This window comes from Bradyrhizobium sp. ARR65 (assembly GCF_000472385.1).
Taxonomy (GTDB): Bacteria; Pseudomonadota; Alphaproteobacteria; order Rhizobiales; family Xanthobacteraceae; genus Bradyrhizobium.
In genome coordinates this window covers 65,223-87,577 of sequence record NZ_AWZU01000033.1, presented here as the reverse complement: position 1 = coordinate 87,577, position 22,355 = coordinate 65,223, and the positions used below count along the sequence as shown (strand labels likewise).

The following is a 22,355-nucleotide window of genomic DNA, read 5'->3' as shown; positions in this document are numbered from 1 at the left end:
CCGACCAGCGTCCTTCGCCAACAAAATGCAGCAGCGATTGATGCTGAGCCGCCACCCGCCCAGGCGCCGTCACGGCTGCAATCGGCTCGACGCTCTTGCGCTCACAAGGCAGCATCAGCCCCGCGCAATAGTCCCGAAGCGGCTGCGCTCGATCCTTGTGCCCAATCACGCTCACCAGGCCATCGACATAAGCGGCAAATCGCGATTCGCTGCTCTTCAACCCCCCGCGAGCCATCCTCAGTCCCTTCCGCTGATCGCAACCTCCCCCAANTACCGGATTCATTGCGGGCCAACACTGTGACTTTCTGACTCAGTAGAACTAATTCCCCATCGCCGCGATCGCATCGGCGATCGCGATGGTGCGCTTGGCCATTTCGGCGTGGAGCCGCTCAACCATTTGCCCGTCGAGCGAGATCGCGCCGCGGCCGGCATTTTCCGGCAATTCAAAGGCCGCGATGATGCGGCGCGCCTGCGCCACTTCTTCCGCCGGCGGCGTGAAGATGGCGTTGCAGGCCTCGATCTGGCTCGGGTGGATCAGCGTCTTGCCGTCGAAGCCAAGATCGCGGGCCTGCCGGCACTCAGCCGCAAAACCCTCGACATTGGAAAAATCGCTGTAGGGTCCGTCGAGCATTTCGATGCCGTTCGCCCTTGCGGCGAGCATGCAATGCGTGATCATCGGGACCATCGTGGAACGCCCCGGTAGCATCTTGATGCGGGTTTCCCGCGAAATGTCGTTGGGTCCAAACACGAAGCCGGCCAGACGCGTCCTGGGGTCACGCGCTGCTGCCGCGAGCTCATCCGCATGCAAGACGGCGCGCGCGGTCTCGATCATCGCCCAGACAGCAAGCGAGCTTTCCGCGCCGGCCTCGGCCAGGCGCGCCCCAACGCTGTTGAGGTCGTCGACGCTCGAGATCTTGGGCACCAGAATGCCGTCGGGCCTGGCCTGCGCCGCCATCGCGATGTCCTCGTGCCAGAAGGGCGTGTCCAAGGCGTTGATACGGATCAGGATCTCGCGCTTGCCGAACGGCTTGAGCTCTAGGGTTTGCGCAATCTGCTCGCGCGCCTTGGCCTTGGCGTCCGGCGCCACCGAATCCTCGAGATCGAGGACCAAGCCATCGGCCGGCAGGTTTCGCGCCTTCTCCAGCGCCCGCGCATTGGATCCCGGCATGAACAAGAGGCTGCGGCGCGGACGGGTCATGGCTTGGTTTCCTCTGATATTGGCTGGGAGCCGAGGCGATATCATTTTGCCTGCCCAATCGAAAGGCTTGTTCAGCCTCACCGCATTGGTTATGCGATTGGACCATGATCACGTTTCCGAACAAGCTGCTCGAGGGCTATCGGGCCTTTCGGAGCAATCGGCTGCCGATCGAGCAGTCACGCTATCAAGAATTGTCGGTGCGCGGCCAATCGCCCGAGGTCATGGTGATCGGCTGCTGCGACTCGCGCGTCTCGCCGGAGGTCATCTTCGACGCCGGGCCCGGCGAATTGTTCGTGGTGCGCAACATCGCGAACCTCGTGCCGGTCTACCAGCCCGACAGCGCGGCGCACGGCGTTTCCGCGGCCCTGGAATTTGCCGTCAGCGTGCTGCACATCAAGCATATCGTGGTGCTGGGACATGCCCAATGCGGCGGCATTCGTGCCCTCATCGACAAGAGTGAACCGCTGTCGCCGGGAGATTTCATCGGCAAGTGGATGGCCATGTTCATCAAGCCGGGCGAAGTCGTCGAGCAACGCGCGCACGAAACGATGCAGGAGTTCACCGTGCGCATCGAAAAGGCGGCGGTGTTCCGCAGCCTGGAAAACTTGATGACCTTTCCCTTCGTACGCACGAAGGTCGAGAGCGGCGAGTTGCAGTTGCACGGCGCCTATTTTGGCGTGGCGGAGGGTTCGCTGTTCGTGTTGGACAAGCAGACGAAAGAATTCAAGAGCGCGGCGGGCAGCGCACTGCCGTAGCGCCGTAGGGTGGGCAAAGGCGCGCAGGCGCCGTGCCCACCAATTCAAAGCACGCGGTGGGCACGCTTCGCTTTGCTCACTCTACGGCGCTACTCCCTCCTATCCACCGACCACCGGTCGGACAGCGCGAGCAGGAGGGCCGAGATCACGAACACCAGATGCACGGCGACCAGCCAGGTCATCCGGGTGGCGTCGAAGGCAGCGTCGATGTTCAGGAAGGCCTCCAGCACGTGGATCGCGGAGATCGCGACGATCGAGGCCAGCAGCTTCTGCTTCAGCCCTGCGAAATCGATCATGGTCATCCATGTCGGCCAGTTCCGATTGCCGCTGGTATCGATACGCGAGACAAAATTCTCGTAGCCCGAGAACACCACGATCAGGATCAGATTGGCGACCAGCGTTACATCGATCAATGACAAGGCATCGAGGATCGTGTCGGTCGACTTCGCGCCGGGTGCATGCAGGATGAACTCCCAGAGCATCCTGATGAACTTGAGGAACAGCACGGCGAGGCTGACGACGAGGCCGACATAGAAGGGAGCAAGCAGCCAGCGGCTGTTGAACACCGTGATTTCGAGGGCCCGCCCGATGCCCCTCAGCACCGGATTTGGCCTGGAAGGAACCGCCTGCTCCGACATGTGCTCCGGCTCCCGGTCCGCCCCGTCTCAGGCCGCCTTTTTCTTTGCAGTGAGCAGCTTGCGGTTGACCAGCACTTCCGCGATCTGCACCGCATTCAGCGCGGCACCTTTCCGCAAATTGTCCGACACGCACCACAGAGCGAGGCCGTTCTCCACCGTCGCATCCTCGCGGATGCGGCTGACATAAGTGGCATCCTCGCCGGCCGCCTCGTAAGGCGTCACATAACCGCCGGGCTCCTGCTTGTCGATGACGAGACAACCGGGCGCCTTGCGCAGGATGCTGCGCGCTTCATCCGGCGTGATCGGCTTCTCGAACTCGATGTTGACGGCTTCGGAATGGCCGACGAAGACCGGCACGCGCACGCAGGTCGCGGAGAGCTTGATCTTGGGATCAAGAATCTTCTTGGTCTCCGCCATCATCTTCCACTCTTCCTTGGTGTAGCCGTCCTCCATGAACACGTCGATCTCGGGGATGACGTTGAAGGCGATACGCTTGGGGAATTTTTTGTTGATCAGCTCGTCATTGGTGTAGACGGCCTTGGTCTGCGAGAACAATTCGTCCATCGCATCCTTGCCGGCGCCCGAGACCGACTGATAGGTCGCCACCACCACGCGCCTGATTGTGGCCGCATCGTGCAGCGGCTTTAACGCGACCACGAGCTGGGCCGTGGAGCAGTTCGGGTTGGCGATGATGTTCTTCTTGGTGAAGCCGGCGGCCGCATCCGCATTCACCTCGGGCACGATCAGCGGCACGTCGGGGTCCATGCGCCAGGCCGAGGAATTGTCGATCACGACGGCGCCGCTGGCCGCGATCTTCGGCGACCATTCCTTCGATACCGAACCGCCGGCCGACATCAGGCAAATGTCGACGTCGGAGAAATCGTAATGTTCGAGCGCCTTGACCTTCAACGTCTTGTCGCCATGAGAGACCTCGACGCCGACGCTGCGGCGTGACGCCAGCGCCACCACCTCGTCGGCGGGGAATTTGCGCTCATCCAGAATGGTGAGCATTTCCCGCCCGACATTGCCGGTCGCGCCGACCACTGCGACTTTGTAACCCATCATTCACTCTCCGACGAAAAATGCCTGCCCTCGGCTTGCTGCGGATAGAGAAGCGGCAGCGCTTCTATGCGAGAAATAGCCTCAACACAACGTTACCATGCCGCCAGCGCCTTTCATGCGACCGTCTGGGGCCGATCCGGCCAGTTCCCCGTTCTCGACAAGATTCCATCCGGCGCTGACGAGCTTTGCCGATGAAATCTGCGCCATGGTGGCGCGCCTGTTCGCCTATGTGGGGACCTTGGCGCTCGTCGCCATCCTCGCCGTCCATTTTGGGGAGCAACTGCCTCATATCGCGGGCTCGCGAGAGGCGCCCCGGTCGGACTGGAGCGTCGCTGTGCGGTCGGCACCGGCCTTTGCCCTGAGTGCTCTCAATCCAGACGAAAGATCAGGTACATACACCGTCCTTAGGCACCCGGATGGCGGCCGCAAGGATATCTTCCGCTGGATCGGCGAGGCCGATCGGCCGCTGGCCGAGCTCGAAATCTACCGATTCGGCGGCGAGGCCTCCTCCGGGCTGCCGCCGGTGGCCGATATTGCCGCCCGCATGCCCTTCGGCCGCACTGATTTGGAGGCCGCCGGCGTGATCGAGAGCAAATTCGGCCCCATTGCGCTGCTTCGGCGCGAGAACGTCCGAGATGGCACAAAGGCGTGCCTGGGCTTTCTCAAAACGAACGATGATGCCGCCTTGCGAATCTCGGGCTGGTCCTGTCAGGGCGATGGCCTGCCGGCGCGACGCAGCGCGATTGCCTGCATGTTGGACCGGCTGACGCTGCTCGGCGCCGGAAACGAGCCGAAATTGGCCGAATTGTTCGCGCGCGCCGAGTTCAGGCGGCAAGGCTGCGGGCCGGCCGGCGCAACAGCGGCGGGGGACTGGATCACCGAAGCGGCCGATCCGCATCTGCGCGGCGCGCTTTGATCTGCTGCAACTTTCGCAAGCAGGGGCGCATTATGTTCCAAGGTGTGGCCGGATTGACCTTGTGGGGATCGCCCGCCAGCAGATAAAGTGCAAATCAATCAGAGAATTGAGCATCCGCCTGGCTTGCAGTTCAAGGACGTCATGATGAGAAGGAAATTCGGAGCCGTTGGTCTCGCGCTGTTTTTGGCAGCGGGCGCCCTTGCAGCCAGCGGCGTTGCCCCGGCCAACGCCGAAAAGCTGAAATATGACAGGGATGGCCGTGTCACCTACGGGCCGAGCGGTCCTAATGTGGTTGTTCAGCAGGGCCCGCGTACGCGTCTGTACATTTCCAAGCGCTCCTGGCTCGATGCCGGCACCGAGGTGCTGCCTGGCGACCGCAAGTTCACCGACTATGCGTTTCCCCCGGCGCTGGGATTCCCGTCGTTCGCGCGCGAGAACAACAACCGCCCGATCGACCGCCAGCCGCTCAGCCCGCCGTCTGATCTGGGTGGTTGGTACCCGACCACGTTCCCGCTGTATTGAGGTTTAGGGTCGTCCCGGCGAAAGCCGGGACCCTTAGCGCGAGCGCTTGGGCTAGTCGTGATACCGCGGAATCTATCCGTAGAATGACGTTATGGCCGGGCTCGTCCCGGCCATTCACGCTTGTCGCGCCGAAAAAGCAAGACGTGTAAGCCCGGGACGAACCCGGGCATGACGAGCCAGGCGCCCCTGCCTCCCTACGCGTAAAGCCTCTCCAGCTCCTTCAAAATCGCTTCGCCCATCTGCGCCGTGCTGGCAGGCTTGCTCCCCTCGGACTTGATATCGGCCGTGCGCAGGCCGCTCGCCAGCACGGCGGCGATCGCCGCGTCGAGCTTGTCGGCAAGCGCGCCCATATCGAAGGAATAGCGCAGCGCCATACCGAAAGAGGCGATCATCGCGATCGGGTTGGCGAGCCCCTTGCCGGCAATATCGGGGGCCGAGCCGTGCACCGGCTCATATAACGCCTTGCGCTTCTTGCTCTTGACGTCGACTTCGCCGAGTGACGCCGACGGCAGCATGCCGAGCGAGCCGGTGAGCATCGCCGCGATATCGGAGAGCATGTCGCCGAACAAATTGTCGGTGACGATGACGTCGAACTGCTTGGGCGACTTCACCAGATTCATGCCGCCGGAATCGGCGAGCTGATGTTCGAGCACAACATCCCGGTATTCGCGGTCGTGGACCTGGGTGATCACCTCGTTCCAGAGCACGCCCGTCTTCATGACGTTGCGCTTTTCCATCGAGGTCACCTTGTTGCGGCGCTTGCGCGCGAGATCGAAGGCGACGCGGGCGATGCGCTCGATCTCGTAGGTATCGTAGACCTGGGTGTCGACCGCGCGCTTCTGTCCGTTGCCGAGGTCGGTGATGGTTTTGGGCTCACCGAAATAGACCCCGCCCGTGAGCTCACGCACGATCATGATGTCGAGCCCCTCGACGACATCGCGCTTCAGGCTGGAGGCCTCCGCCAGCGCCGGGTAGCACATCGCGGGCCGCAAATTCGCAAACAGCCCGAGATCCTTGCGCAGGCGCAGCAGGCCCGCCTCGGGCCGCACGTCGTAGGGAACGCCGTCCCATTTCGGGCCACCGACTGCCCCGAAGATCACGGCGTCCGCAGCTTTCGCTTTCGCCATGTCGCCTTCGCTGATTGAGGCTTTGTGCGCGTCATAGGCCGCGCCGCCGACCAGACCCTGCTCGGTCTCGAATTGCGCGAGGCCCTTGGCATTGAGCCATTCTATCAGGCGCTTCACCTCCGCCATCACTTCGGGGCCGATGCCATCGCCGGGCAGGAGCAGCAGTTTGTGGGTGGGCATGAGAAAGGTCCTTTGGTCTTTTCGTCATTCCGGGCGCCGAGCGTAAGCGAGGCGATCCGGAATCCATATCGGCCAAGAGCAAGAACGACGATGGATTCCGGGTTCGCGCTGGCGCGCGCCCCGGTTTGGCGAGTGGGCGGAGTGCTAAAGCGCCATTGCGTGATTGGCAAGACACCATTGCCGCCCCGATGGCTGGGCAAAGCCGGCTCCGCCTGCGACTATTCGCGGCGTCGGAGTATCCCTTGCACGCCCCTCAACATTCTTTGACGCCCGCGCGAGCTGCGCGGCTGATCCTCACCCTCTCCCTTGCCGCAACCGTTGGGCTCGGCATCGGCCGCTTCGCCTACGCGCTGGTGCTGCCGGACATGCGCGATTCACTGCACTGGTCGTATTCGGCGGCCGGTTTCATGAACACGATCAATGCCGCCGGCTACCTCGCCGGCGCCCTGTCGGCCTCGCACCTGGTCAGGCGTTTCGGTTGGTCGGCCGCGCTACGCGGCGGAACCCTTGTCAGTGTCGGCGCGCTCGCGCTCTGCGCGATATCAGGCGATTTCGTCGTGTTGAGCTTTGCGCGTCTCGTCGGCGGCTTCGCCGCCGCGGCCGGTTTCGTCGCGGGCGGCGCGCTGGCCGCCCAGATTGCACAGTCCCATCCCGAGCGGGCGAGCTTCTTGCTCAGCCTGTTTTACGCCGGACCGGGAATTGGCATCCTGGTCTCAGGCCTGGTTGCGCCGTTCGTCCTGCAAGCCTTTGGGGCGGGATCGTGGTGGATCGTGTGGTGGGCGCTGACGGCGCTTTCGACCCTGCTGACCATTCCGCTGTTGCTGGCGCCGATCGAGAGCAAGGCCGGCATCACCGACACTTCGCGGGCGGCGTTTTCGGTCTGGCCGGTCGCGATCTACCTCGCCGGCTACTTCCTGTTCGGCGCGGGATACATCGCCTACATGACTTTCATGATCGCCTATGTCCGCGATCTCGGCGGCGGCGCCCTGGCGCAGGCTGCGTTCTGGAGCCTGATCGGCCTCTCCGCCTTTGCCACGCCCTGGGTGTGGCGCGGCACACTCGCGCTGGACCGCGGCGGGCTGGCGACCGCGATCATCCTGGCTGTCAACACGTTTGGCGCGGCTTTGCCGATCTTCGGTCACTCGACCGCACTGCTCGCGGTGTCGGCTATCGTCTTCGGCGTCGCCTTCTTTGCCGTAGCTGGCTCGACCACCGCTTTCGTGCGCCTCAACTACGCGCCATCCGCCTGGCCGACCGCAATCGCGGCAATGACGATTGCCTTCGGCATCGGCCAGACGCTCGGACCGTTCGTGGTCGGCGCGATCACGGATGCACTCGGCAGCCTCAGCTACGCGCTGAATATTTCCGCTGCCATGCTGGCGCTCGGCGCAATCGCCTCGGCGCTTCAGAGGAAGCTTTAGAAAGAAAAACTGTGACGACGTCGTTCCGGGGCGATCGGGAAGCGATCGAACCCGGAATCCAGAGACTGCGGGCGCGAGATTCCGGGTCCGCGCTCGTGCGCGCCCGGAATGACGACACATCAGTTCCCGCTGAACGAATTATAGCCCTGGTCTTCCCAGTAGCCGCCCTTGTACTCGTTGGTGACCTCCATCGAGATCACATATTTCGGGTTCTTGAAGCCCAGCTTCGTCGGCACCCTGATCTTCATCGGAAAACCATAGGCGCGCGGCAAAATCTCATCGGCGAATCTGAACGTCATCTGGGTCTGCGGATGCAGCGCGCTCGCCATGTCGAGCGGCGAGTTGTAGCCGTCCTTGTCGGCACATTGAAACCAGACATATCTGGCGCGGGTGTCAGCGCCGATCAGCCCCAGAAAATCGCGCAGCGGCGTGCCGGTCCAGCTCCCGATCGCGCTCCAGCCCTCGACGCAGACGTGGCGCGTGATCTGTTTGACCTGCGGGAGCTTATAGAGCTCATCGAGGGTCCAGGATTTCTTGTTGTCGACGAGACCGCGCACCTCCAGCTTCCAATCCTTGCCGTCGATTTCGGGCGCATCGTCAAGATCGTAATAGGCGTTGAACGGAAACGGCTTGGTGATCGCGCTTTCGGGAAAGGTCGGCGCCAACGTATTTGGATTGAAGATCCAGGACTGCACGGCGTCATTGAATTTCGAGACCTGCGCCAGCATCTGCTCCGCGGAGTCGCTATCGAGCACGTCGCAGCCGGTGAGGAGCGTCAGCGCGCCCAGGCTCGCGCCGGTCGCGATGAAGCGGCGGCGCGTGAGGTCGGGCATGACCTTGACTGCATCCTTGATCAAGAGCCGCTTGTCGACGCCGGGGATCAGAGATGAGCGTTTGCGTCCCATTGAATGCTCCCTCCAATCAGCGTCCGATGATCATCGCGCGTAGGCTTTTCGGCACCAGGATCGCCAGCGCGACATGGACGATCAGGAACAGGCAGATCAGCGACATGCAGACGAAGTGCACATAGCGCGCCACGTCATAGCCGCCGAACAGCGCAGTCAGATAATGGAACTGCACCGGCTTCCAGATCGACAGGCCCGAGAGCACGATGACCACGCCGACCACGATGATCCCTGCATAGAGCAGCCTCTGCACGTAATTGTAGGTCGAGAGATCATCATGGGCGAGCTTGAGGGCCAGCGCCGCCTTCAAGTCGGCGAGCACGCCATTAGGCGTGATCGGCAGCAGTTTCTTGCGGAAGCGGCCGGTGGCAAGACCCACGATGAGATAGGCGAAGCCATTGATCATCAACAGCCACATTGCCGCGAAATGCCACAGCAGCGCGCCGGCGAGCCAGCCCCCCAGCGTGATGCTGCGCGAGAAGGTAAAGCCAAACAGCGGCGAGGCGTTGTAGATCTGCCAGCCCGACATGATCATGAGGATCATTGCGAGCGCATTGATCCAATGCATGACCCGCACCCAGGCCGGCTGGATCACTTTCGCCGGCTCGCGGGTCACATGATCCTCTGTCGCTGCAAGGCTCGACATGGCGGCTCCGTTTTGATCCCTTCTGGACAACTATACGCCCGGAAACGTCGTTTCGTTACTGAACACCACGCCATGGAATTTAATGCCTTTCGGCCATCGCCTTCACAAAAAAGCGAGCCGGAGGCCCCCCGGCTCACTCTTCAAATACCGGTCGGCGAACGAATTGGCATCAGGTTGCAAGTCGCCGCGGCGGTTTTCGAAAGGCGCACGCAACGGCCCCACGCTCGGTCGTCGTCCCGGCCAAGCAACTTGTCCGCCGTAGCTCGAAGAGCGAGGGCGAAACCGCAGAGCCGGGATCCATAACCACAAGCCTTCCTCATAGCGAAGGACATCGGCCGCGCTGCCCCAATGAGAGATCACGCGGTATGGGTCCCGGTTCTGCGCTCGCTGACGCTCACTTGGCCGGGACGACAATTGCTTCAGCCGCTCGCCTCAATCCCTGTTCGCCGGCGTCTGGATAAAGCCGCGGTTCCAGGTCGGGCTGATCAGGATTTCGTTGATGCAGACGCGTGGCGGGAGACTGGCGACGAAGGCGATGGTGCGGCCGAGATCTTCCGGTTGCAGCATCCTGGCCTGCTCCTCTTCGCTCGGCACCACGGGCCGCAACCTGAGAATCGGGGTCGCGACTTCGCCGGGCATCAGACAGCAGGCGCGCAGACCATTGACGCATTCATCCATGTTGAAGGAATGGGTCAGCGCCAGCACGGCATGTTTGGTCGTGGTGTAGGCCGGGCCCGGCATTTTCGAGACATGGCGGCCGGCCCAGGACGAGACGTTGATGATCAGGCCATCCTTCTGCGCCCGCATCGCGGGCAAGACCGCGCGCATGCAGTAGAGCGCGCCGTTGAGGTTGATCTCGACGAGCTTGTTCCAGCCGTCCAGTTCCATATCGGCCCAGCGTCGCTTGGGCACGTTGATACCGGCGCTGTTAACCAAAAGATCGATGCGGCCATGTCTGGCCAGGATCTGCTCGGCGGTCTTCTCGACATCGGCGGCGACGCTGACATCGAGTGCCACCGCCTCGGCCGCGCCGCCGCTCTTCTCGATCTTCTCAACCACCGTATCGAGGGCGTCCCTCCGGCGACCCGAAACCACAACCGTCCAGCCGTCCGCGGCCAGGGCCTCCGCGCCCGCCTCTCCGATGCCGCTGCCCCCGCCGGTGATCCAGGCCACGCGTTTCCCGCCGTTTATCATGCAAACCGTCTCCGTTGCTTTTTGAAGGGCGTTTTTGCTAATCCAGCCCCAACTCAAGATTATGATCCGATTAGACGGAATCGGATCATCATCTCATCCCTTTGTTTTTTGAGCATGATCTTTCCGGAAAAGCGCTTTCCACTTTTCCGGATCATGGTCTAGAGGCCGTGCCCACGGAATGTTGCATGAACACAACCGCCAACGCCAACCTGTTTTCCCGCCTGTTCGACCGACTTGACGACCCCAACCGGCTCGCAATCGAGACCCTCGACGGCGAGCGCATCACCTACGGAGACCTGATCGCGCGAGCCGGCCAATTCGCCAATGTCCTGGTCTCCCGCGGCGTCAAGCCGGGTGATCGTGTGGCGGCGCAGATCGAGAAATCGGTGGCGAACCTTGTGCTCTATCTCGCGACCGTGCGAGCCGGCGCCGTCTATCTGCCGCTCAACACCGCCTATACGCTCAACGAGCTCGACTACTTCATCACCGACGCTGAACCGTCGCTGGTCGTCTGCGATCCCGCCAGGGCCGAAGGCATCGCGGCGATCGCCGCCAAGGTGAAAGCGAAGGTCGATACGCTGGACGCCCACGGCAAGGGCTCGCTGACGGACGCCGCCGCCAAGGCAAGTCCGGCTTTCGAAACCGTCGCCCGCGGCAATGACGATCTTGCGGCGATCCTCTACACCTCGGGCACGACGGGCCGTTCCAAGGGCGCGATGCTCAGCCACGACAATCTCGCCTCGAACTCGCTGACCCTGGTTGATTACTGGCGCTTTACCGACAAGGACGTCCTGATCCACGCGCTGCCGATCTATCATACCCATGGCCTGTTCGTGGCGAGCAACGTCACCCTGTTCGCCCGCGCCTCGATGATTTTCCTGCCGAAATTCGATCCCGACGCGATCATCAAATTGATGGCGCGCGCGACCGCGCTGATGGGCGTCCCGACCTTCTACACCCGGCTTCTGCAGAACCCGGCGCTATCGCGCGAGGCCACCAGGCACATGCGGCTGTTCGTCTCCGGCTCGGCGCCGCTCTTGGCCGACACCCATCGCGAATGGTCGGCCCGCACCGGCCACGCCGTGCTCGAACGCTACGGCATGACCGAAACGAACATGAACACCTCGAACCCTTACGACGGCGAGCGCGTGCCCGGCGCGGTCGGCTTTCCGCTGCCCGGGGTTTCGTTGCGGGTCGCCGACCCTGAAACGGGCAAGGTGCTGCCGCCAGAAACCATCGGCATGATCGAGGTGAAGGGCCCGAATGTGTTCAAGGGTTATTGGCGGATGCCGGAGAAGACGAAATCCGAGTTTCGCGAGGATGGCTTCTTCATCACCGGCGATCTCGGCAAGATCGATGACAAGGGCTATGTGCACATCGTCGGCCGTGGCAAGGACCTCGTGATATCAGGCGGCTTTAACGTCTACCCGAAGGAAATCGAAAGCGAGATCGACGCCATGCCGGGCGTGGTGGAATCCGCCGTCATTGGCGTGCCGCATGCCGATTTCGGCGAGGGCGTCACGGCGGTGGTGGTACGCCATGCCGGCGCGAATGTAGACGAGGCGACCGTGCTGAAGGGCCTCGAAGGGCGCTTGGCGAAATTCAAGATGCCCAAGCGGGTGTTCGTCGTCAACGAACTGCCGCGCAACACCATGGGCAAGGTGCAGAAGAACATTTTGCGCGATACGTATAAGGATATTTATACCAAGGCTTAGGAGGCGCCGCGATGGCGGTGGACTCGACATGGACCGAGAGCAGGCCGCCGAAATTCATGAATATCTGCTCGATGCCGCCTATGCGATCGACGAGGCGAGAGCCGCGATCCTGGCTCTGGACGAGCATGATCGCGGCGAATTCACCGCCCCTCTCGAAACGGTGGTGACCGCGCTGCATTCCGAACTGCTTCGCGGCATCTATGACAGATTTCCGGATTTGATTCCGTTTAGAGAATTTCCCGCCATCACCAGCGCGCTCCGCTGGGACCAGGTTCGCATCCCACCTTCGGTGTCCGAAGCCGATATCGACTCCATTCTCTTCTCAGTCATGGAATGGCAATGGCGGAAGATGGCTCTGGTCGTCGGCATGGCATACGGACGATGCAAGGAACTCGGCTTGCCGTTCAGTGACGAGGCATTGGCCGCGCGCATCCAGGTGCTGGTCAAATCCGGGCGTCTCGAGGCCCAGGGTGACCTTCGCAGATGGCGACACAGCGAGGTGCGCCTGAAGGGGTGAAGCAAGCCGATCAAGTCGTCTCGGCCAAGCGAAGCGCGAGCCGGGACGACAGCTAATGATAGGCCCCGCTTCGCACGCCAACGATCATTGCCCGGAGGCGAGACTCACCACAAACCGGCTGCCGACAATGAGCAGATAGCAGCCGAAAGCGGCCTCCAGCATCCGCTTTGACAGCGCGTGCGCGGCCCGCACGCCGAGAGGGGCGGTGAACAGGCTCATCGGCATCACCAAGAGCGCGCCGATCAGCGAGATGTAACCCAGCGCAAACGGAAGCTGCAGCGCCATCACGTCCGGGTAGCGCGCCGCTGCCGGCCAGCCGGCATAGACATAGCCGATGGCGCCGGGAATCGAGATCAGCACGGCGAGCGCCGACGACGTTGCGACCGCCTGATGGATCGGCCGGCTGTAAAACGTCATCAGCAGATTGGAGAACAGGCCGCCGCCGATCCCCATCAGGGTGGAGAGGATGCCGACGAGAAAGCCGTACGCCTTCATCAGCAGCCCCTTGGGCAAGTCGTCACCGAACTTCCAGGCCTCGCGTGCGAAGAGTAGCCGCGCAGCGGCGGAATAGGCGACGGCGACAAAGACGATTTTGAACAGCCGCTCCGGCGCGTAGCGCGCGGTCACGCTGCCGGCGACGACGCCGATCAGAATCGGCAGCCACCATCGCTTGACGATTGTCATGTCGACTGCGCCGCGCTTGTGGTGGGCGCGAAACGAGCGGATCGAGGTCGGGATGATCACCGCCAGCGAGGTACCGACGCAGAGCGGCATCCGCACTTCCAACGGCACGCCGGCAAGCCGGAAGCACTCGTAGAACACAGGGACCAGAATGGCGCCGCCGCCGATGCCGAACAGGCCCGCCAGGAAGCCGGACAATCCGCCCACCACGATCAGCAAGGCTGCCAGTTCGATCACTTCCGAAATATCAAGGCCGGCCACGGCTACTCCAATCTTCGAGGTTCGGTGACACCATAGACTGTTGTTAAAAGCGGGAGTATCAGCGCGATCTGGCAAGATGCCTTGCGAGAAGCGGAAGGATCCGGGACATGGACCAGTTCGCAGCCATGGCAACCTTTGTGCGGGTGGTCGAGGCGGGGAGCCTGTCGGCGGCCGCCCGGTCGCTGCCGAGTTCATTGACCTCTGTCAGCCGCCAGCTTTCCGCGCTCGAACGCCATTTCGGCACGCAACTTGTCGCGCGCAGCACGCGCCGGCTCGCCCTGACCGAGCAGGGGCGTCTGCTTTACGACAGGGCCAAGGCGATCCTTGCCGAACTCAAGCAGGTCGAGCTGGCGCTGTCGGCCGGCAGCGAGGTCCCGTCCGGCCGGCTTCGTGTCAGTGCCCCGACGCTGATCGGACGGCTCTTGATCGCGCCGATGGTGCCTGAGTTCTTGCGCCGCTATCCTTCGGTGTCGGTGGATCTGCAACTCGTCGACCGCGCCGTTAACCTGATCGAGGAAGACATCCATATCGCGCTGCACGTCGGCCATTTGCCAGACTCGCAGCTCACGACGCGAAAGCTCGCCGACATCCGGATGGTCGTCTGCGCCGCGCCGTCCTATCTGCAGCGGCGTGGCGTACCCCAAACGCCCGAAGATCTCGGCCGCCATGACTGCCTGGTGTTTTCCGACGCGCCAGGCGCCGGCCTCTGGCGCTTCAGGACGCCGGCGAGCGCGGAATGCAAAATTCCGATAGCTGCCAAGCTCTGGATTAATAGCCTCGACGCACTGATGCTGGTGGCACAGGACGGCGCCGGACTCGTCCGAGTGCCGTTCTGGCAGGTGCGGCACCAGCTTGAGGAGGGCCGCCTGCAGCGGATCCTGCGGGAACACGAACCGCAGCCGGCGCCCCTCCACCTGTTGTTTGGATCGTCCCCCTTCGCCGCGCCAAAGACCCGCATATTCGCGGATTTTCTGGTTGCGCAATGGCGCGCATCAGACCCGTTCGGTGCGCGAGGTTGAGGCGGCTTCTAAGTAGTAAATAAAGATTCGTATCTTCAACTCCACACGGCTGGCCTGGTATACCAAGCCCGATTTTTCGGCGCTTTTGGCGCCACATAACGATGAACTCAGATTCGCTTTGCGGGCATTTGGCCGTTGCGCTGGCTCAGTCAACTCCGTAAATAGGGCCCGTCTCTCCCGCGATATTAAAGGCGCGCCGTCGCGGGCCCGCAAACGCCTCGAAAGCCGCTCAACGCAGCCCAAAGCAGCGAGAAAATGACCGCCAGGATCGAACGACCGCTCTCGCCCCACATCCAGACTTATCGATGGACGCTGACGATGATCATGTCGATCGTCCATCGCGCCACCGGCATCGTGCTTTACGTGGGTACCCTGTTGCTGGTCTGGTGGCTGGTCGCTGCCGCCTCCGGCCCCACCGCTTACGCCAATGTGCAGGCGTTCACCTCGAGCTTCATCGGCCGTGTGATCGTGTTCGGTTACACTTGGGCGCTGATGCACCACCTCTTGAGCGGCGTCAGGCACTTCGTCTGGGACCTCGGCTACGGCTTCAAGGCGAATGAGCGCGAGACCTTGACCTGGGGCGCCCTGATCGGCGGCATTTCCCTGACCGTGCTGTTGTGGATCATTGCTTACGCGATCGGAGGCGGCCGATGAGCTATACTGAATCCCACGGCGCGCCCCGCGCTTCGACCTCGATGCGCACCCCGCTCGGCCGCGTCCGCAATCTCGGTGCCGCCCATTCCGGCACGAGCGATTTCTGGCGCCAGCGCCTCACCGGCGTGGCCATGACGCTATTGATGATCCCCGGCATCGTGGTGGTGATGATGGTGCTCGGCCGCAATCAGGCAGGCGCCGCGCAGGTGCTCGGCTCGCCCTGGGTTGCGCTGATCCTCCTGCTCTTTATCGTCGCTTCGACCTGGCACATGAAAATCGGCATGCAGGTCGTGCTGGAAGATTACGTGCACAACGAGAAGCTCAAGCTCGCCGCCATTATGGCCAACAATTTCTTCTCGTTTGCGGTGGCGCTGGCGTCGATCTACGCCATCTTCAAATTGTCATCGGGAGTATAAGCCATGGCCGCTGAGGGCAACGGCAAGGCCGCAAACGGCGGCAGCGCTCCGGCTACGAACGGAAAATCCTACCCAATCGAAGATCACACCTACGACGTCGTCGTGGTCGGCGCCGGGGGCGCCGGCTTGCGCGCCGTGGTCGGCTGCAGCGAGGCGGGCCTGCGCACGGCCTGCATCACCAAGGTGTTTCCGACCCGCTCGCATACGGTGGCCGCGCAGGGCGGCATTTCCGCCTCGCTCGGCAACATGCACCCCGACGATTGGCGCTGGCACATGTACGACACCGTGAAGGGGTCGGACTGGCTCGGCGACCAGGACGCCATCGAATACATGGTGCGCAACGCGCCGGAAGCCGTCTACGAGCTCGAACATTGGGGTGTGCCGTTCTCGCGCACCGCGGACGGCAAGATCTATCAGCGCCCGTTTGGCGGCATGACCATTGACTATGGCAAGGGCCAGGCGCAGCGCACCTGCGCCGCCGCCGACCGCACCGGCCACGCCATGCTGCACACCATGTACGGCCAGGCGCTGCGCCATTCCGCGGAGTTCTTCATCGAGTTCTTCGCCATCGACCTGATCATGGACGACCAGGGCGCCTGCCGCGGCGTGATCGCGCTCAAGCTCGATGACGGCACGATCCACCGCTTCCGCGCCCAGACCACCATCCTCGCGACCGGGGGCTACGGCCGCGCCTATGCGTCCTGCACCTCCGCCCACACCTGCACCGGCGACGGCGGCGGCATGGCACTGCGTGCCGGCCTGCCGCTGCAGGACATGGAGTTCGTGCAGTTCCATCCCACCGGCATCTACGGCGCCGGTTGTCTCGTTACCGAAGGTGCCCGCGGCGAGGGCGGATATCTGGTCAATTCGGAAGGCGAGCGCTTCATGGAGCGCTATGCGCCCTCCGCGAAGGACCTCGCCTCGCGCGACGTGGTGTCGCGCGCCATGACGATCGAGATCCGCGAGGGCCGTGGGGTGGGCAAGAAGAAGGACCACATCTACCTGCACCTCGACCATCTCGATCCGAAGGTGCTGGCCGAGCGCCTGCCCGGCATTTCCGAATCGGCGCGGATCTTCGCCAATGTCGACGTCACCCGCGAGCCGATCCCGATCGTGCCGACGGTCCATTACAATATGGGCGGCATCCCCACGAACTTTCACGCGGAGGTGCTGACCAAGAGGAACGGCGACGACAATGCGGTGGTGCCCGGCCTGATGGCGATCGGCGAGGCGGCCTGCGTCTCCGTCCATGGCGCCAATCGTCTGGGCTCCAACTCGCTGATCGACCTGGTCGTGTTCGGCCGCGCCGCGGCCCTGCGGCTTGCAGAGAAGCTGACGCCAAACGGCAAGCAGCCGGACCTGCCGGCGAACTCGGCCGAGATGGCGCTCGGCCGCCTCGACCATTTCCGCAACGCGTCCGGCGGCACGCCGACGGCAAAACTGCGCGAAAGCATGCAGCACGTGATGCAGAACAATTGCGCGGTATTTCGTACCGGTGAGGTGCTGCATGAGGGCCAGAACCTGATCCATAAGGTGCACAGCGGGATTTCCGACATCTCCGTGTCCGACCGTTCGCTGATCTGGAATTCCGACCTGGTCGAGACGCTGGAGTTCGACAATCTGATCGTACAGGCGGTGGTGACGATGGAATCCGCCGCCAATCGCACCGAGAGCCGCGGCGCGCATGCGCGCGAGGATTTTGCCGAGCGCGACGACAAGAACTGGATGAAGCATACGCTGGCGTGGATCGACGAGAGCGGCAAGACCGCGATCGATTACCGCCCGGTGCACAACTACACCATGACCAACGACGTGCAGTACATCCCGCCGAAGGCGCGGGTGTACTAACACACACACTGTCATGCGCGGGCTCGACCCGCGCATCCATCTTGGAAGAATGATGGATTGCCGGATATCTTGGGTGAAGACGCGCTTCGCGCTTGTGCCCGGCAATGACGAGAAGGGCAAAGGCAAAGCAAATGGTTGAATTCGCGCTTCCGAAGAATTCCAAGATCACCGGCGGCAAGACCTGGCCGAAACCGGCCGGCGCCACCAACACGCGCGAATTCAAGATCTATCGCTGGAATCCGGACGACGGCAAAAACCCGCGCATCGACACCTATTACGTCAATACCGACGATTGCGGCCCGATGGTGCTCGACGGCCTGATCTGGATCAAGAACAATATCGACCCGTCGTTGACCTTCCGCCGCTCCTGCCGCGAGGGCGTGTGCGGTTCCTGCGCGATGAATATCGACGGCCAGAACACGCTCGCCTGCACCATGTCGATGCATGACGTCAAAGATGGCGCGGTGAAGGTCAATCCGCTGCCGCATCAGCCCGTGGTGAAGGATCTCGTCCCCGACCTCACCAATTTCTATGCGCAATATGCCTCGATCGAGCCGTGGCTGAAGACCTCTTCGCCGACTCCGCAGAAGGAATGGCGTCAGAGCCATGAGGACCGCGAGAAGCTCGACGGTCTTTATGAGTGCATCCTTTGCGCCTGCTGCTCGACCTCATGCCCGAGCTATTGGTGGAACAGCGAGCGCTTCCTGGGACCCGCGGCACTCTTGCAGGCGACGCGCTGGGTCAACGACTCCCGCGACGAGGCCACCGGCGAGCGGCTGGACAATCTCGAGGATCCGTTCCGGCTCTATCGCTGCCATACCATCATGAACTGCGCCAAGGCCTGTCCGAAGGGCCTCAACCCCTCGGAAGCCATCGCCGAGCTCAAGCTGAAGCTGGTCGAACGGCAGATTTAATCATCAAGCCGGTTACGTTCTGACCTCACTCGTCCCAAACCCGCGGGGCGAGCAGAGCTGCCTTTGCGGATGGAGCCAATTCCGCCACGACGGCATTGTTGAAATCACCTGCGAACAGGGTTCCTCCACAACCGCAGGAGACTTCGATGATCGACCATCTCGGCTTTCCGGTTTCCGACTATGCGCGCGCCAAGGCTTTTTACACCGCGGCGCTGGCGCCGCTCGGCTACAGTCTCATCATGGAAGTGATGCAAGAAGACCGGCCCGGTGAATCCGCGGCAGGCTTTGGCGCCAACGGCAAGCCCGATTTCTGGATCGGCGGCGAGGGCGCCCTGAACAAGCCGGTGCATGTCGCAATCGCAGCGAAAGATCGCGCGACAGTCGATGCCTTCTACAAGGCCGCGCTCGCGGCCGGTGGGCGCGACAATGGCGCACCCGGCATCCGCGCGCATTACCATCCCGATTATTACGGCGCCTTCGTGCTTGATCCCGACGGCCACAACATCGAAGCGGTGTGTCACACGCCGGAATAGGCGTTCCGCTGCGGAAGCGGAACATCGCTGTCGTCGCGCCGTTATCGCTTCCAAATCGAAGGGAGCGAACATGGCCAACAATAATGTCGGCGATATCGATCGCACCTGGGAACTGATGAAGAAGATCGGTTATGCGATGCTGGTCACGCATGACGGCGACAAACTGCGTGCGCGCCCGATGACCGCCTATGTCGAGCGCGACGAGGACGCCATCTACTTTCTCACCGATGCGCGGCAGCATAAGGACGAGGAGATCGCACGCGCGCCCGCGGTCAATCTGTCCTTTGCCGACACCGGCAGCCAGAAATACGTCTCGGTCAGCGGCACCGCTGCGGTGTCCAATGATCGCAACAAGATCAGGGAGCTGTTTTCGACGCCGGCGCGCGCCTGGTGGAACGATGCCAATGATCCCAATATTCGCGTGCTGAAGATCAGACCCGAGCAGGCCGAGTTCTGGGAGTCCCCGGGCAAGCTGGTCGCCTACACCAAGATGGCGGCCGCCGTTGTCAGCGGCACGCGTCCGGAGATCGGCGGCAACCGCAAGGTGGCACTGTAAAATGGGGATCGAGCCTCCGGAGGTCCCGCCGCCGACACCTGGTCATCCGACCGAGCCGCCGCCGGAGAACCCGCCCGGCAATCCCAATCCCGAAAGGCCGCCGCCGTTGCGCGAGCCCGGCGAACCGCCGCGGCCGGACGAATTGCCGCCAGGGCGACCGGACGAAGTGCCGGTGCGCGGACCGAATGGACCGCGCACGCCCAATCCCGCTACCGATGCGCAGATCGACAAACCGCCCGAACCTGGGCCGGACCTCGATCGTGGGGCGTCCGACATCCCGCAGGGGAAAATCTAAGCCGCCGTTTGAATCGCGCGGCTGAATGCGCCATGAATTGGTTCCACTCGGGGCCCGCTTTTTTCAGAAATATATCCGAGTTCATCAGCAAGGCCCGCCACATTGCGGCCTAACCCGTATTTGTTGATCGCCGCGCTTTTCACTCGAGCCATTCCGGGGAACTTCCAACACATGACAAGACTTCGTCTCGTGCTGCTTGCCACGACCGCCATGACGGCGATGCAGTTTGCAAGCTTTGCAACGCATGCCGAGAACGCGCCGCAGGTCATGGCGCAGGCACAACAGGGAGAAGTCGGCCCCGACGGCAAACCGAAGCAGCCGCCGAAGGAGGCTCCGAAACAGCCCCCGGGCCCGCCGAAGGGCGCGCCGCCCCCGGCTGCGCCGCACCCCGCTCCGCCGCCAGCCGCTCCGGCTCCGCATCCTCCCGCGCCGCCGCCCGGTGCCGCACCTGGGCATCCCACGCCGCCTCCGCCCGCGGCTGCGCCGCCCGCGCGACCAACTCCCCCGCCTCCGCCGCCGGCTGCGCATCCAACCCCGCCTGCCCCGCCGCCAGCGGCGCGCCCTGCTCCGCCGCCGCCTCCGGCGGCTGCGCCAGCGCCTGCGGCGCCCAAACAGCCGAGCCCGCCGCCGGCGCCGCCGCAGCACGCACCGGCCCCGCCACCACCACCGCCCGCCGCGGCACCAGCGCCGCACGCTTCGCCGAGCCCGGCTCCGATCCAACCGCATGCGGCGCCGAGCCCAACGCCCGTCCCCGGCGCGGCTCCGGCGCATCCGCCGGCAGCGGGCACCACCCCGCCACCGCCGCCCGCTGGCACCGTGCATCCAAATGCTGCGCAGCCTGCAACGCCGCCGGCGCCATCGCCCACACCGGGCGCGCCGCCAGCAGGCGGCCGCGCGGGCACCGCACCGACCACCGCACCACCCGCACCGGCACCTCAGGCCGGGGGCCCGGCTCCGGCTGCGCGTCCTGCCCCGACGCCGGGCACCACACCACCCGCCCCCGGCACCCCGCAGCCGGCACCGGGCGCGGCTGCTAAGCAGCCCACCAACCAGAGCGCCGCGCCGTCGGGCGCAGCGCCGATGGCCGTGCGCCGCCCGCCGCCGCAGGTGGCCGCGCCCCTGCCGCCGCCTCCGCAACCGCAGTCAAAGCTGACACCGCTGCCGGCCAATCCGGCCGCGGTGCAAGGGCCGCGGCGCCTCGAGGACTTCCGCAATGAACGGCGCGAGGTTCAGGAAGGCGGGCGGACCGTCATCACCGAGCCGGGCCGCGTCATCATCCGCGACCCCAGCGGCGAAGCTTTCGTTCGCCATGACGAGATGGAACGTTTCCGCTTCGGCGCGCGCGACATCGAGACCCAGCGCGTGGGCAACGAGACCCGCACCATCGTGGTGCGCCCCGACGGCACGCAGATCGTCACCGTGCTCGCTCCTGATGGCTCGATGCTGCGCCGGATCCGCCGCGACCCGATGGGCCGCGAGGTCGTCATCATCGACAACAGCTATCGTGATCCGCGCGCGGTCGGCGGCTTCTATGTCGACCTGCCCCCGCCGGTCGTCCGCATCCCCTACGACCGCTACATCGTCGATGCCGCGGACGCACCGCCGGACCTGATCTACGACACGATGGAGGCGCCGCCGGTCGACCGCATCGACCGCCGCTACACGCTCGACGAAATCCGCTACAGCCCGAACGTGCGCATGCTGATGCCGAGCATCGACGTCAACAGCATCAACTTCGACAGCGGGTCATGGGAGATTTCCCCCGACCAGGCGGCGAAGCTGCAGGTGATCGCCGATGGCCTCAACCGCGCCATCCAGCGCAACCCGCGCGAAGTGTTCTTGATCGAGGGTCACACGGATGCAACCGGCAACGACACCGACAATCTGTCGCTGTCGGACCGCCGCGCCGAAGCCGCCGCCGAGCTGCTGACCCAGCAATTCGGCGTGCCCGCGGAAAACCTGACCTCGCAGGGTTACGGCTCGCAATATCTGAAGGAGCAGACCGATGGGCCGAGCCGGATCAACCGGCGCGTCACCATCCGCCGCATCACGCCGTTGCTCAACGGCGGCACCGCGTCGCTGCCGCCGCCCCCACCGGGCGTCGCGCCGCCGCGATAAGGCGCAGCACGGGCGAAGATTAAACGGCCGGGAGCGATCCCGGCCGTTTTTTCACCCTTCGTCGTCCTGCCGAAAGCCAGGGCTCATAACCACAGGCTGGAGTTTGTGGCACATTTGAAGTCTCAGCACGCCGCAACAACATCCGCCTGTGGTTATGGATCCAGGATCTGCGCTCGCTACCGGACAACGGGGAGCCTGTCATCGGGCGCGTTCGCGCGACCTGATGGCGTTGCCGTCAGCTCGCTTGTCCGGGACGACGTGGGA

24 protein-coding genes are annotated in these 22,355 nt (G+C 63.7%); 15 read left to right on the top strand and 9 right to left on the bottom strand.

The features are described 5' to 3' along the window. Together F758_RS0129260 and F758_RS0129255 are read right to left on the bottom strand one after the other, a co-directional pair. A partial coding sequence (locus F758_RS0129260; protein ID WP_024513315.1) for a transposase occupies positions 1 to 235 on the bottom strand: 235 nt, incomplete at its 3' end. Positions 236 to 319: 84 nt separating this feature from the next. Further along, entirely contained in the window at positions 320 to 1,198 is an 879-nt protein-coding gene (locus F758_RS0129255; protein WP_024511227.1) for an HpcH/HpaI aldolase/citrate lyase family protein, read from the bottom strand. A gap of 104 nt (positions 1,199 to 1,302) precedes the next feature. Here F758_RS0129255 and F758_RS0129250 point away from each other — a divergent pair, with 104 nt between their 5' ends. Further along, the gene (locus F758_RS0129250; RefSeq protein WP_024511226.1) at positions 1,303 to 1,953 is read left to right on the top strand and encodes a carbonic anhydrase; all 651 of its coding nucleotides are present in this window, start codon (positions 1,303 to 1,305) and stop codon (positions 1,951 to 1,953) included. Between the two features lie 89 nt (positions 1,954 to 2,042). Here the strand turns inward: F758_RS0129250 and F758_RS0129245 are convergent, their stop codons facing one another. Together F758_RS0129245 and F758_RS0129240 are read right to left on the bottom strand one after the other, a co-directional pair. After that, the gene (locus tag F758_RS0129245; RefSeq protein ID WP_024511225.1) at positions 2,043 to 2,591 is read right to left on the bottom strand and encodes a TIGR00645 family protein; all 549 of its coding nucleotides are present in this window, start codon (positions 2,589 to 2,591) and stop codon (positions 2,043 to 2,045) included. A 27-nt stretch (positions 2,592 to 2,618) separates the two neighbouring features. Further along, positions 2,619 to 3,653 (bottom strand): aspartate-semialdehyde dehydrogenase, encoded by a 1,035-nt coding sequence (locus F758_RS0129240; RefSeq protein ID WP_024511224.1) that lies wholly within the window; start codon positions 3,651 to 3,653, stop codon positions 2,619 to 2,621. Positions 3,654 to 3,768: 115 nt separating this feature from the next. Here F758_RS0129240 and F758_RS0129235 point away from each other — a divergent pair, with 115 nt between their 5' ends. Next, the gene (locus F758_RS0129235; RefSeq protein WP_024511223.1) at positions 3,769 to 4,569 is read left to right on the top strand and encodes a hypothetical protein; all 801 of its coding nucleotides are present in this window, start codon (positions 3,769 to 3,771) and stop codon (positions 4,567 to 4,569) included. Between the two features lie 144 nt (positions 4,570 to 4,713). After that, positions 4,714 to 5,091 carry a hypothetical protein gene (locus tag F758_RS0129230; protein ID WP_024511222.1) on the top strand — a complete coding sequence of 126 codons (378 nt, stop codon included), beginning with the start codon at positions 4,714 to 4,716 and terminating at the stop codon, positions 5,089 to 5,091. 194 nt (positions 5,092 to 5,285) lie between these two features. On the opposite strand, the gene leuB is transcribed toward F758_RS0129230, so the two are convergent. Beyond that, the gene (leuB, locus tag F758_RS0129225) at positions 5,286 to 6,398 is read right to left on the bottom strand and encodes a 3-isopropylmalate dehydrogenase (RefSeq protein WP_024511221.1); all 1,113 of its coding nucleotides are present in this window, start codon (positions 6,396 to 6,398) and stop codon (positions 5,286 to 5,288) included. A gap of 242 nt (positions 6,399 to 6,640) precedes the next feature. Between leuB and F758_RS0129220 the strand changes: the two genes are divergently transcribed. Beyond that, positions 6,641 to 7,819 carry a YbfB/YjiJ family MFS transporter gene (locus tag F758_RS0129220; RefSeq protein ID WP_024511220.1) on the top strand — a complete coding sequence of 393 codons (1,179 nt, stop codon included), beginning with the start codon at positions 6,641 to 6,643 and terminating at the stop codon, positions 7,817 to 7,819. Positions 7,820 to 7,938: 119 nt separating this feature from the next. Here F758_RS0129220 and F758_RS0129215 read toward each other — a convergent pair whose 3' ends face one another. The 3 genes from F758_RS0129215 to F758_RS0129205 form a co-directional block, all read right to left on the bottom strand. Continuing rightward, positions 7,939 to 8,724, bottom strand: coding sequence for a molybdopterin-binding protein (locus F758_RS0129215; protein ID WP_024511219.1), 786 nt, complete (start codon positions 8,722 to 8,724; stop codon positions 7,939 to 7,941). A gap of 16 nt (positions 8,725 to 8,740) precedes the next feature. Further along, a complete protein-coding gene (locus F758_RS0129210; protein WP_024511218.1) occupies positions 8,741 to 9,370 on the bottom strand; it encodes a cytochrome b/b6 domain-containing protein in 630 nt (209 codons plus the stop codon). A gap of 432 nt (positions 9,371 to 9,802) precedes the next feature. Further along, entirely contained in the window at positions 9,803 to 10,564 is a 762-nt protein-coding gene (locus F758_RS0129205; protein ID WP_024511217.1) for an SDR family oxidoreductase, read from the bottom strand. A gap of 185 nt (positions 10,565 to 10,749) precedes the next feature. Here F758_RS0129205 and F758_RS0129200 point away from each other — a divergent pair, with 185 nt between their 5' ends. Both F758_RS0129200 and F758_RS48215 read left to right on the top strand, forming a co-directional pair. Then, on the top strand, positions 10,750 to 12,279 hold the full coding sequence (locus tag F758_RS0129200) for a malonate--CoA ligase (protein WP_024511216.1): 1,530 nt from the start codon (positions 10,750 to 10,752) through the stop codon (positions 12,277 to 12,279). 28 nt (positions 12,280 to 12,307) lie between these two features. Next, entirely contained in the window at positions 12,308 to 12,796 is a 489-nt protein-coding gene (locus tag F758_RS48215; protein ID WP_024511215.1) for a DUF3658 domain-containing protein, read from the top strand. Between the two features lie 84 nt (positions 12,797 to 12,880). Here F758_RS48215 and F758_RS0129190 read toward each other — a convergent pair whose 3' ends face one another. Continuing rightward, the gene (locus tag F758_RS0129190) at positions 12,881 to 13,738 is read right to left on the bottom strand and encodes a sulfite exporter TauE/SafE family protein (protein ID WP_024511214.1); all 858 of its coding nucleotides are present in this window, start codon (positions 13,736 to 13,738) and stop codon (positions 12,881 to 12,883) included. Between the two features lie 107 nt (positions 13,739 to 13,845). Between F758_RS0129190 and F758_RS0129185 the strand changes: the two genes are divergently transcribed. The 9 genes from F758_RS0129185 to F758_RS48210 all read left to right on the top strand — a co-directional run bounded on the left by F758_RS0129185 (position 13,846) and on the right by F758_RS48210 (position 22,091). Then, the gene (locus F758_RS0129185; RefSeq protein ID WP_024511213.1) at positions 13,846 to 14,757 is read left to right on the top strand and encodes a LysR family transcriptional regulator; all 912 of its coding nucleotides are present in this window, start codon (positions 13,846 to 13,848) and stop codon (positions 14,755 to 14,757) included. Positions 14,758 to 15,012: 255 nt separating this feature from the next. After that, positions 15,013 to 15,411, top strand: coding sequence for a succinate dehydrogenase, cytochrome b556 subunit (gene sdhC, locus F758_RS0129180; protein ID WP_024511212.1), 399 nt, complete (start codon positions 15,013 to 15,015; stop codon positions 15,409 to 15,411). Further along, the gene (gene sdhD / locus F758_RS0129175) at positions 15,408 to 15,827 is read left to right on the top strand and encodes a succinate dehydrogenase, hydrophobic membrane anchor protein (protein WP_024511211.1); all 420 of its coding nucleotides are present in this window, start codon (positions 15,408 to 15,410) and stop codon (positions 15,825 to 15,827) included. Before sdhC ends, sdhD begins: the two co-directional genes overlap by 4 nt. A gap of 3 nt (positions 15,828 to 15,830) precedes the next feature. Continuing rightward, positions 15,831 to 17,675 (top strand): succinate dehydrogenase flavoprotein subunit, encoded by a 1,845-nt coding sequence (gene sdhA / locus F758_RS0129170; RefSeq protein WP_024511210.1) that lies wholly within the window; start codon positions 15,831 to 15,833, stop codon positions 17,673 to 17,675. 131 nt (positions 17,676 to 17,806) lie between these two features. Then, a complete protein-coding gene (locus F758_RS0129165) occupies positions 17,807 to 18,589 on the top strand; it encodes a succinate dehydrogenase iron-sulfur subunit (RefSeq protein WP_024511209.1) in 783 nt (260 codons plus the stop codon). Positions 18,590 to 18,735: 146 nt separating this feature from the next. After that, complete coding sequence (locus F758_RS0129160) at positions 18,736 to 19,122, top strand: VOC family protein (RefSeq protein WP_024511208.1); 387 nt, start codon at positions 18,736 to 18,738, stop codon at positions 19,120 to 19,122. Positions 19,123 to 19,192: 70 nt separating this feature from the next. Then, entirely contained in the window at positions 19,193 to 19,678 is a 486-nt protein-coding gene (locus F758_RS0129155) for a pyridoxamine 5'-phosphate oxidase family protein (RefSeq protein WP_024511207.1), read from the top strand. Between the two features lies 1 nt (position 19,679). After that, positions 19,680 to 19,973, top strand: coding sequence for a hypothetical protein (locus F758_RS52075; RefSeq protein WP_024511206.1), 294 nt, complete (start codon positions 19,680 to 19,682; stop codon positions 19,971 to 19,973). 171 nt (positions 19,974 to 20,144) lie between these two features. Next, entirely contained in the window at positions 20,145 to 22,091 is a 1,947-nt protein-coding gene (locus tag F758_RS48210) for an OmpA family protein (protein WP_084305714.1), read from the top strand. The last annotated feature ends 264 nt before the right edge of the window (positions 22,092 to 22,355 follow it).

Coding starts and splice junctions, on each gene's coding strand:
- F758_RS0129255 (WP_024511227.1), bottom strand. CDS start 1,198: ATGACCCGTCCGCGCCGCAGCCTCTTGTTCATGCCGGGATCCAATGCG.
- F758_RS0129250 (WP_024511226.1), top strand. CDS start 1,303: ATGATCACGTTTCCGAACAAGCTGCTCGAGGGCTATCGGGCCTTTCGG.
- F758_RS0129245 (WP_024511225.1), bottom strand. CDS start 2,591: ATGTCGGAGCAGGCGGTTCCTTCCAGGCCAAATCCGGTGCTGAGGGGC.
- F758_RS0129240 (WP_024511224.1), bottom strand. CDS start 3,653: ATGGGTTACAAAGTCGCAGTGGTCGGCGCGACCGGCAATGTCGGGCGG.
- F758_RS0129235 (WP_024511223.1), top strand. CDS start 3,769: ATGCGACCGTCTGGGGCCGATCCGGCCAGTTCCCCGTTCTCGACAAGA.
- F758_RS0129230 (WP_024511222.1), top strand. CDS start 4,714: ATGAGAAGGAAATTCGGAGCCGTTGGTCTCGCGCTGTTTTTGGCAGCG.
- leuB (WP_024511221.1), bottom strand. CDS start 6,398: ATGCCCACCCACAAACTGCTGCTCCTGCCCGGCGATGGCATCGGCCCC.
- F758_RS0129215 (WP_024511219.1), bottom strand. CDS start 8,724: ATGGGACGCAAACGCTCATCTCTGATCCCCGGCGTCGACAAGCGGCTC.
- F758_RS0129210 (WP_024511218.1), bottom strand. CDS start 9,370: ATGTCGAGCCTTGCAGCGACAGAGGATCATGTGACCCGCGAGCCGGCG.
- F758_RS0129205 (WP_024511217.1), bottom strand. CDS start 10,564: ATGATAAACGGCGGGAAACGCGTGGCCTGGATCACCGGCGGGGGCAGC.
- F758_RS0129200 (WP_024511216.1), top strand. CDS start 10,750: ATGAACACAACCGCCAACGCCAACCTGTTTTCCCGCCTGTTCGACCGA.
- F758_RS48215 (WP_024511215.1), top strand. CDS start 12,308: ATGGACCGAGAGCAGGCCGCCGAAATTCATGAATATCTGCTCGATGCC.
- F758_RS0129185 (WP_024511213.1), top strand. CDS start 13,846: ATGGACCAGTTCGCAGCCATGGCAACCTTTGTGCGGGTGGTCGAGGCG.
- sdhC (WP_024511212.1), top strand. CDS start 15,013: ATGACCGCCAGGATCGAACGACCGCTCTCGCCCCACATCCAGACTTAT.
- sdhD (WP_024511211.1), top strand. CDS start 15,408: ATGAGCTATACTGAATCCCACGGCGCGCCCCGCGCTTCGACCTCGATG.
- sdhA (WP_024511210.1), top strand. CDS start 15,831: ATGGCCGCTGAGGGCAACGGCAAGGCCGCAAACGGCGGCAGCGCTCCG.
- F758_RS0129165 (WP_024511209.1), top strand. CDS start 17,807: ATGGTTGAATTCGCGCTTCCGAAGAATTCCAAGATCACCGGCGGCAAG.
- F758_RS0129160 (WP_024511208.1), top strand. CDS start 18,736: ATGATCGACCATCTCGGCTTTCCGGTTTCCGACTATGCGCGCGCCAAG.
- F758_RS0129155 (WP_024511207.1), top strand. CDS start 19,193: ATGGCCAACAATAATGTCGGCGATATCGATCGCACCTGGGAACTGATG.
- F758_RS52075 (WP_024511206.1), top strand. CDS start 19,680: ATGGGGATCGAGCCTCCGGAGGTCCCGCCGCCGACACCTGGTCATCCG.
- F758_RS48210 (WP_084305714.1), top strand. CDS start 20,145: ATGACAAGACTTCGTCTCGTGCTGCTTGCCACGACCGCCATGACGGCG.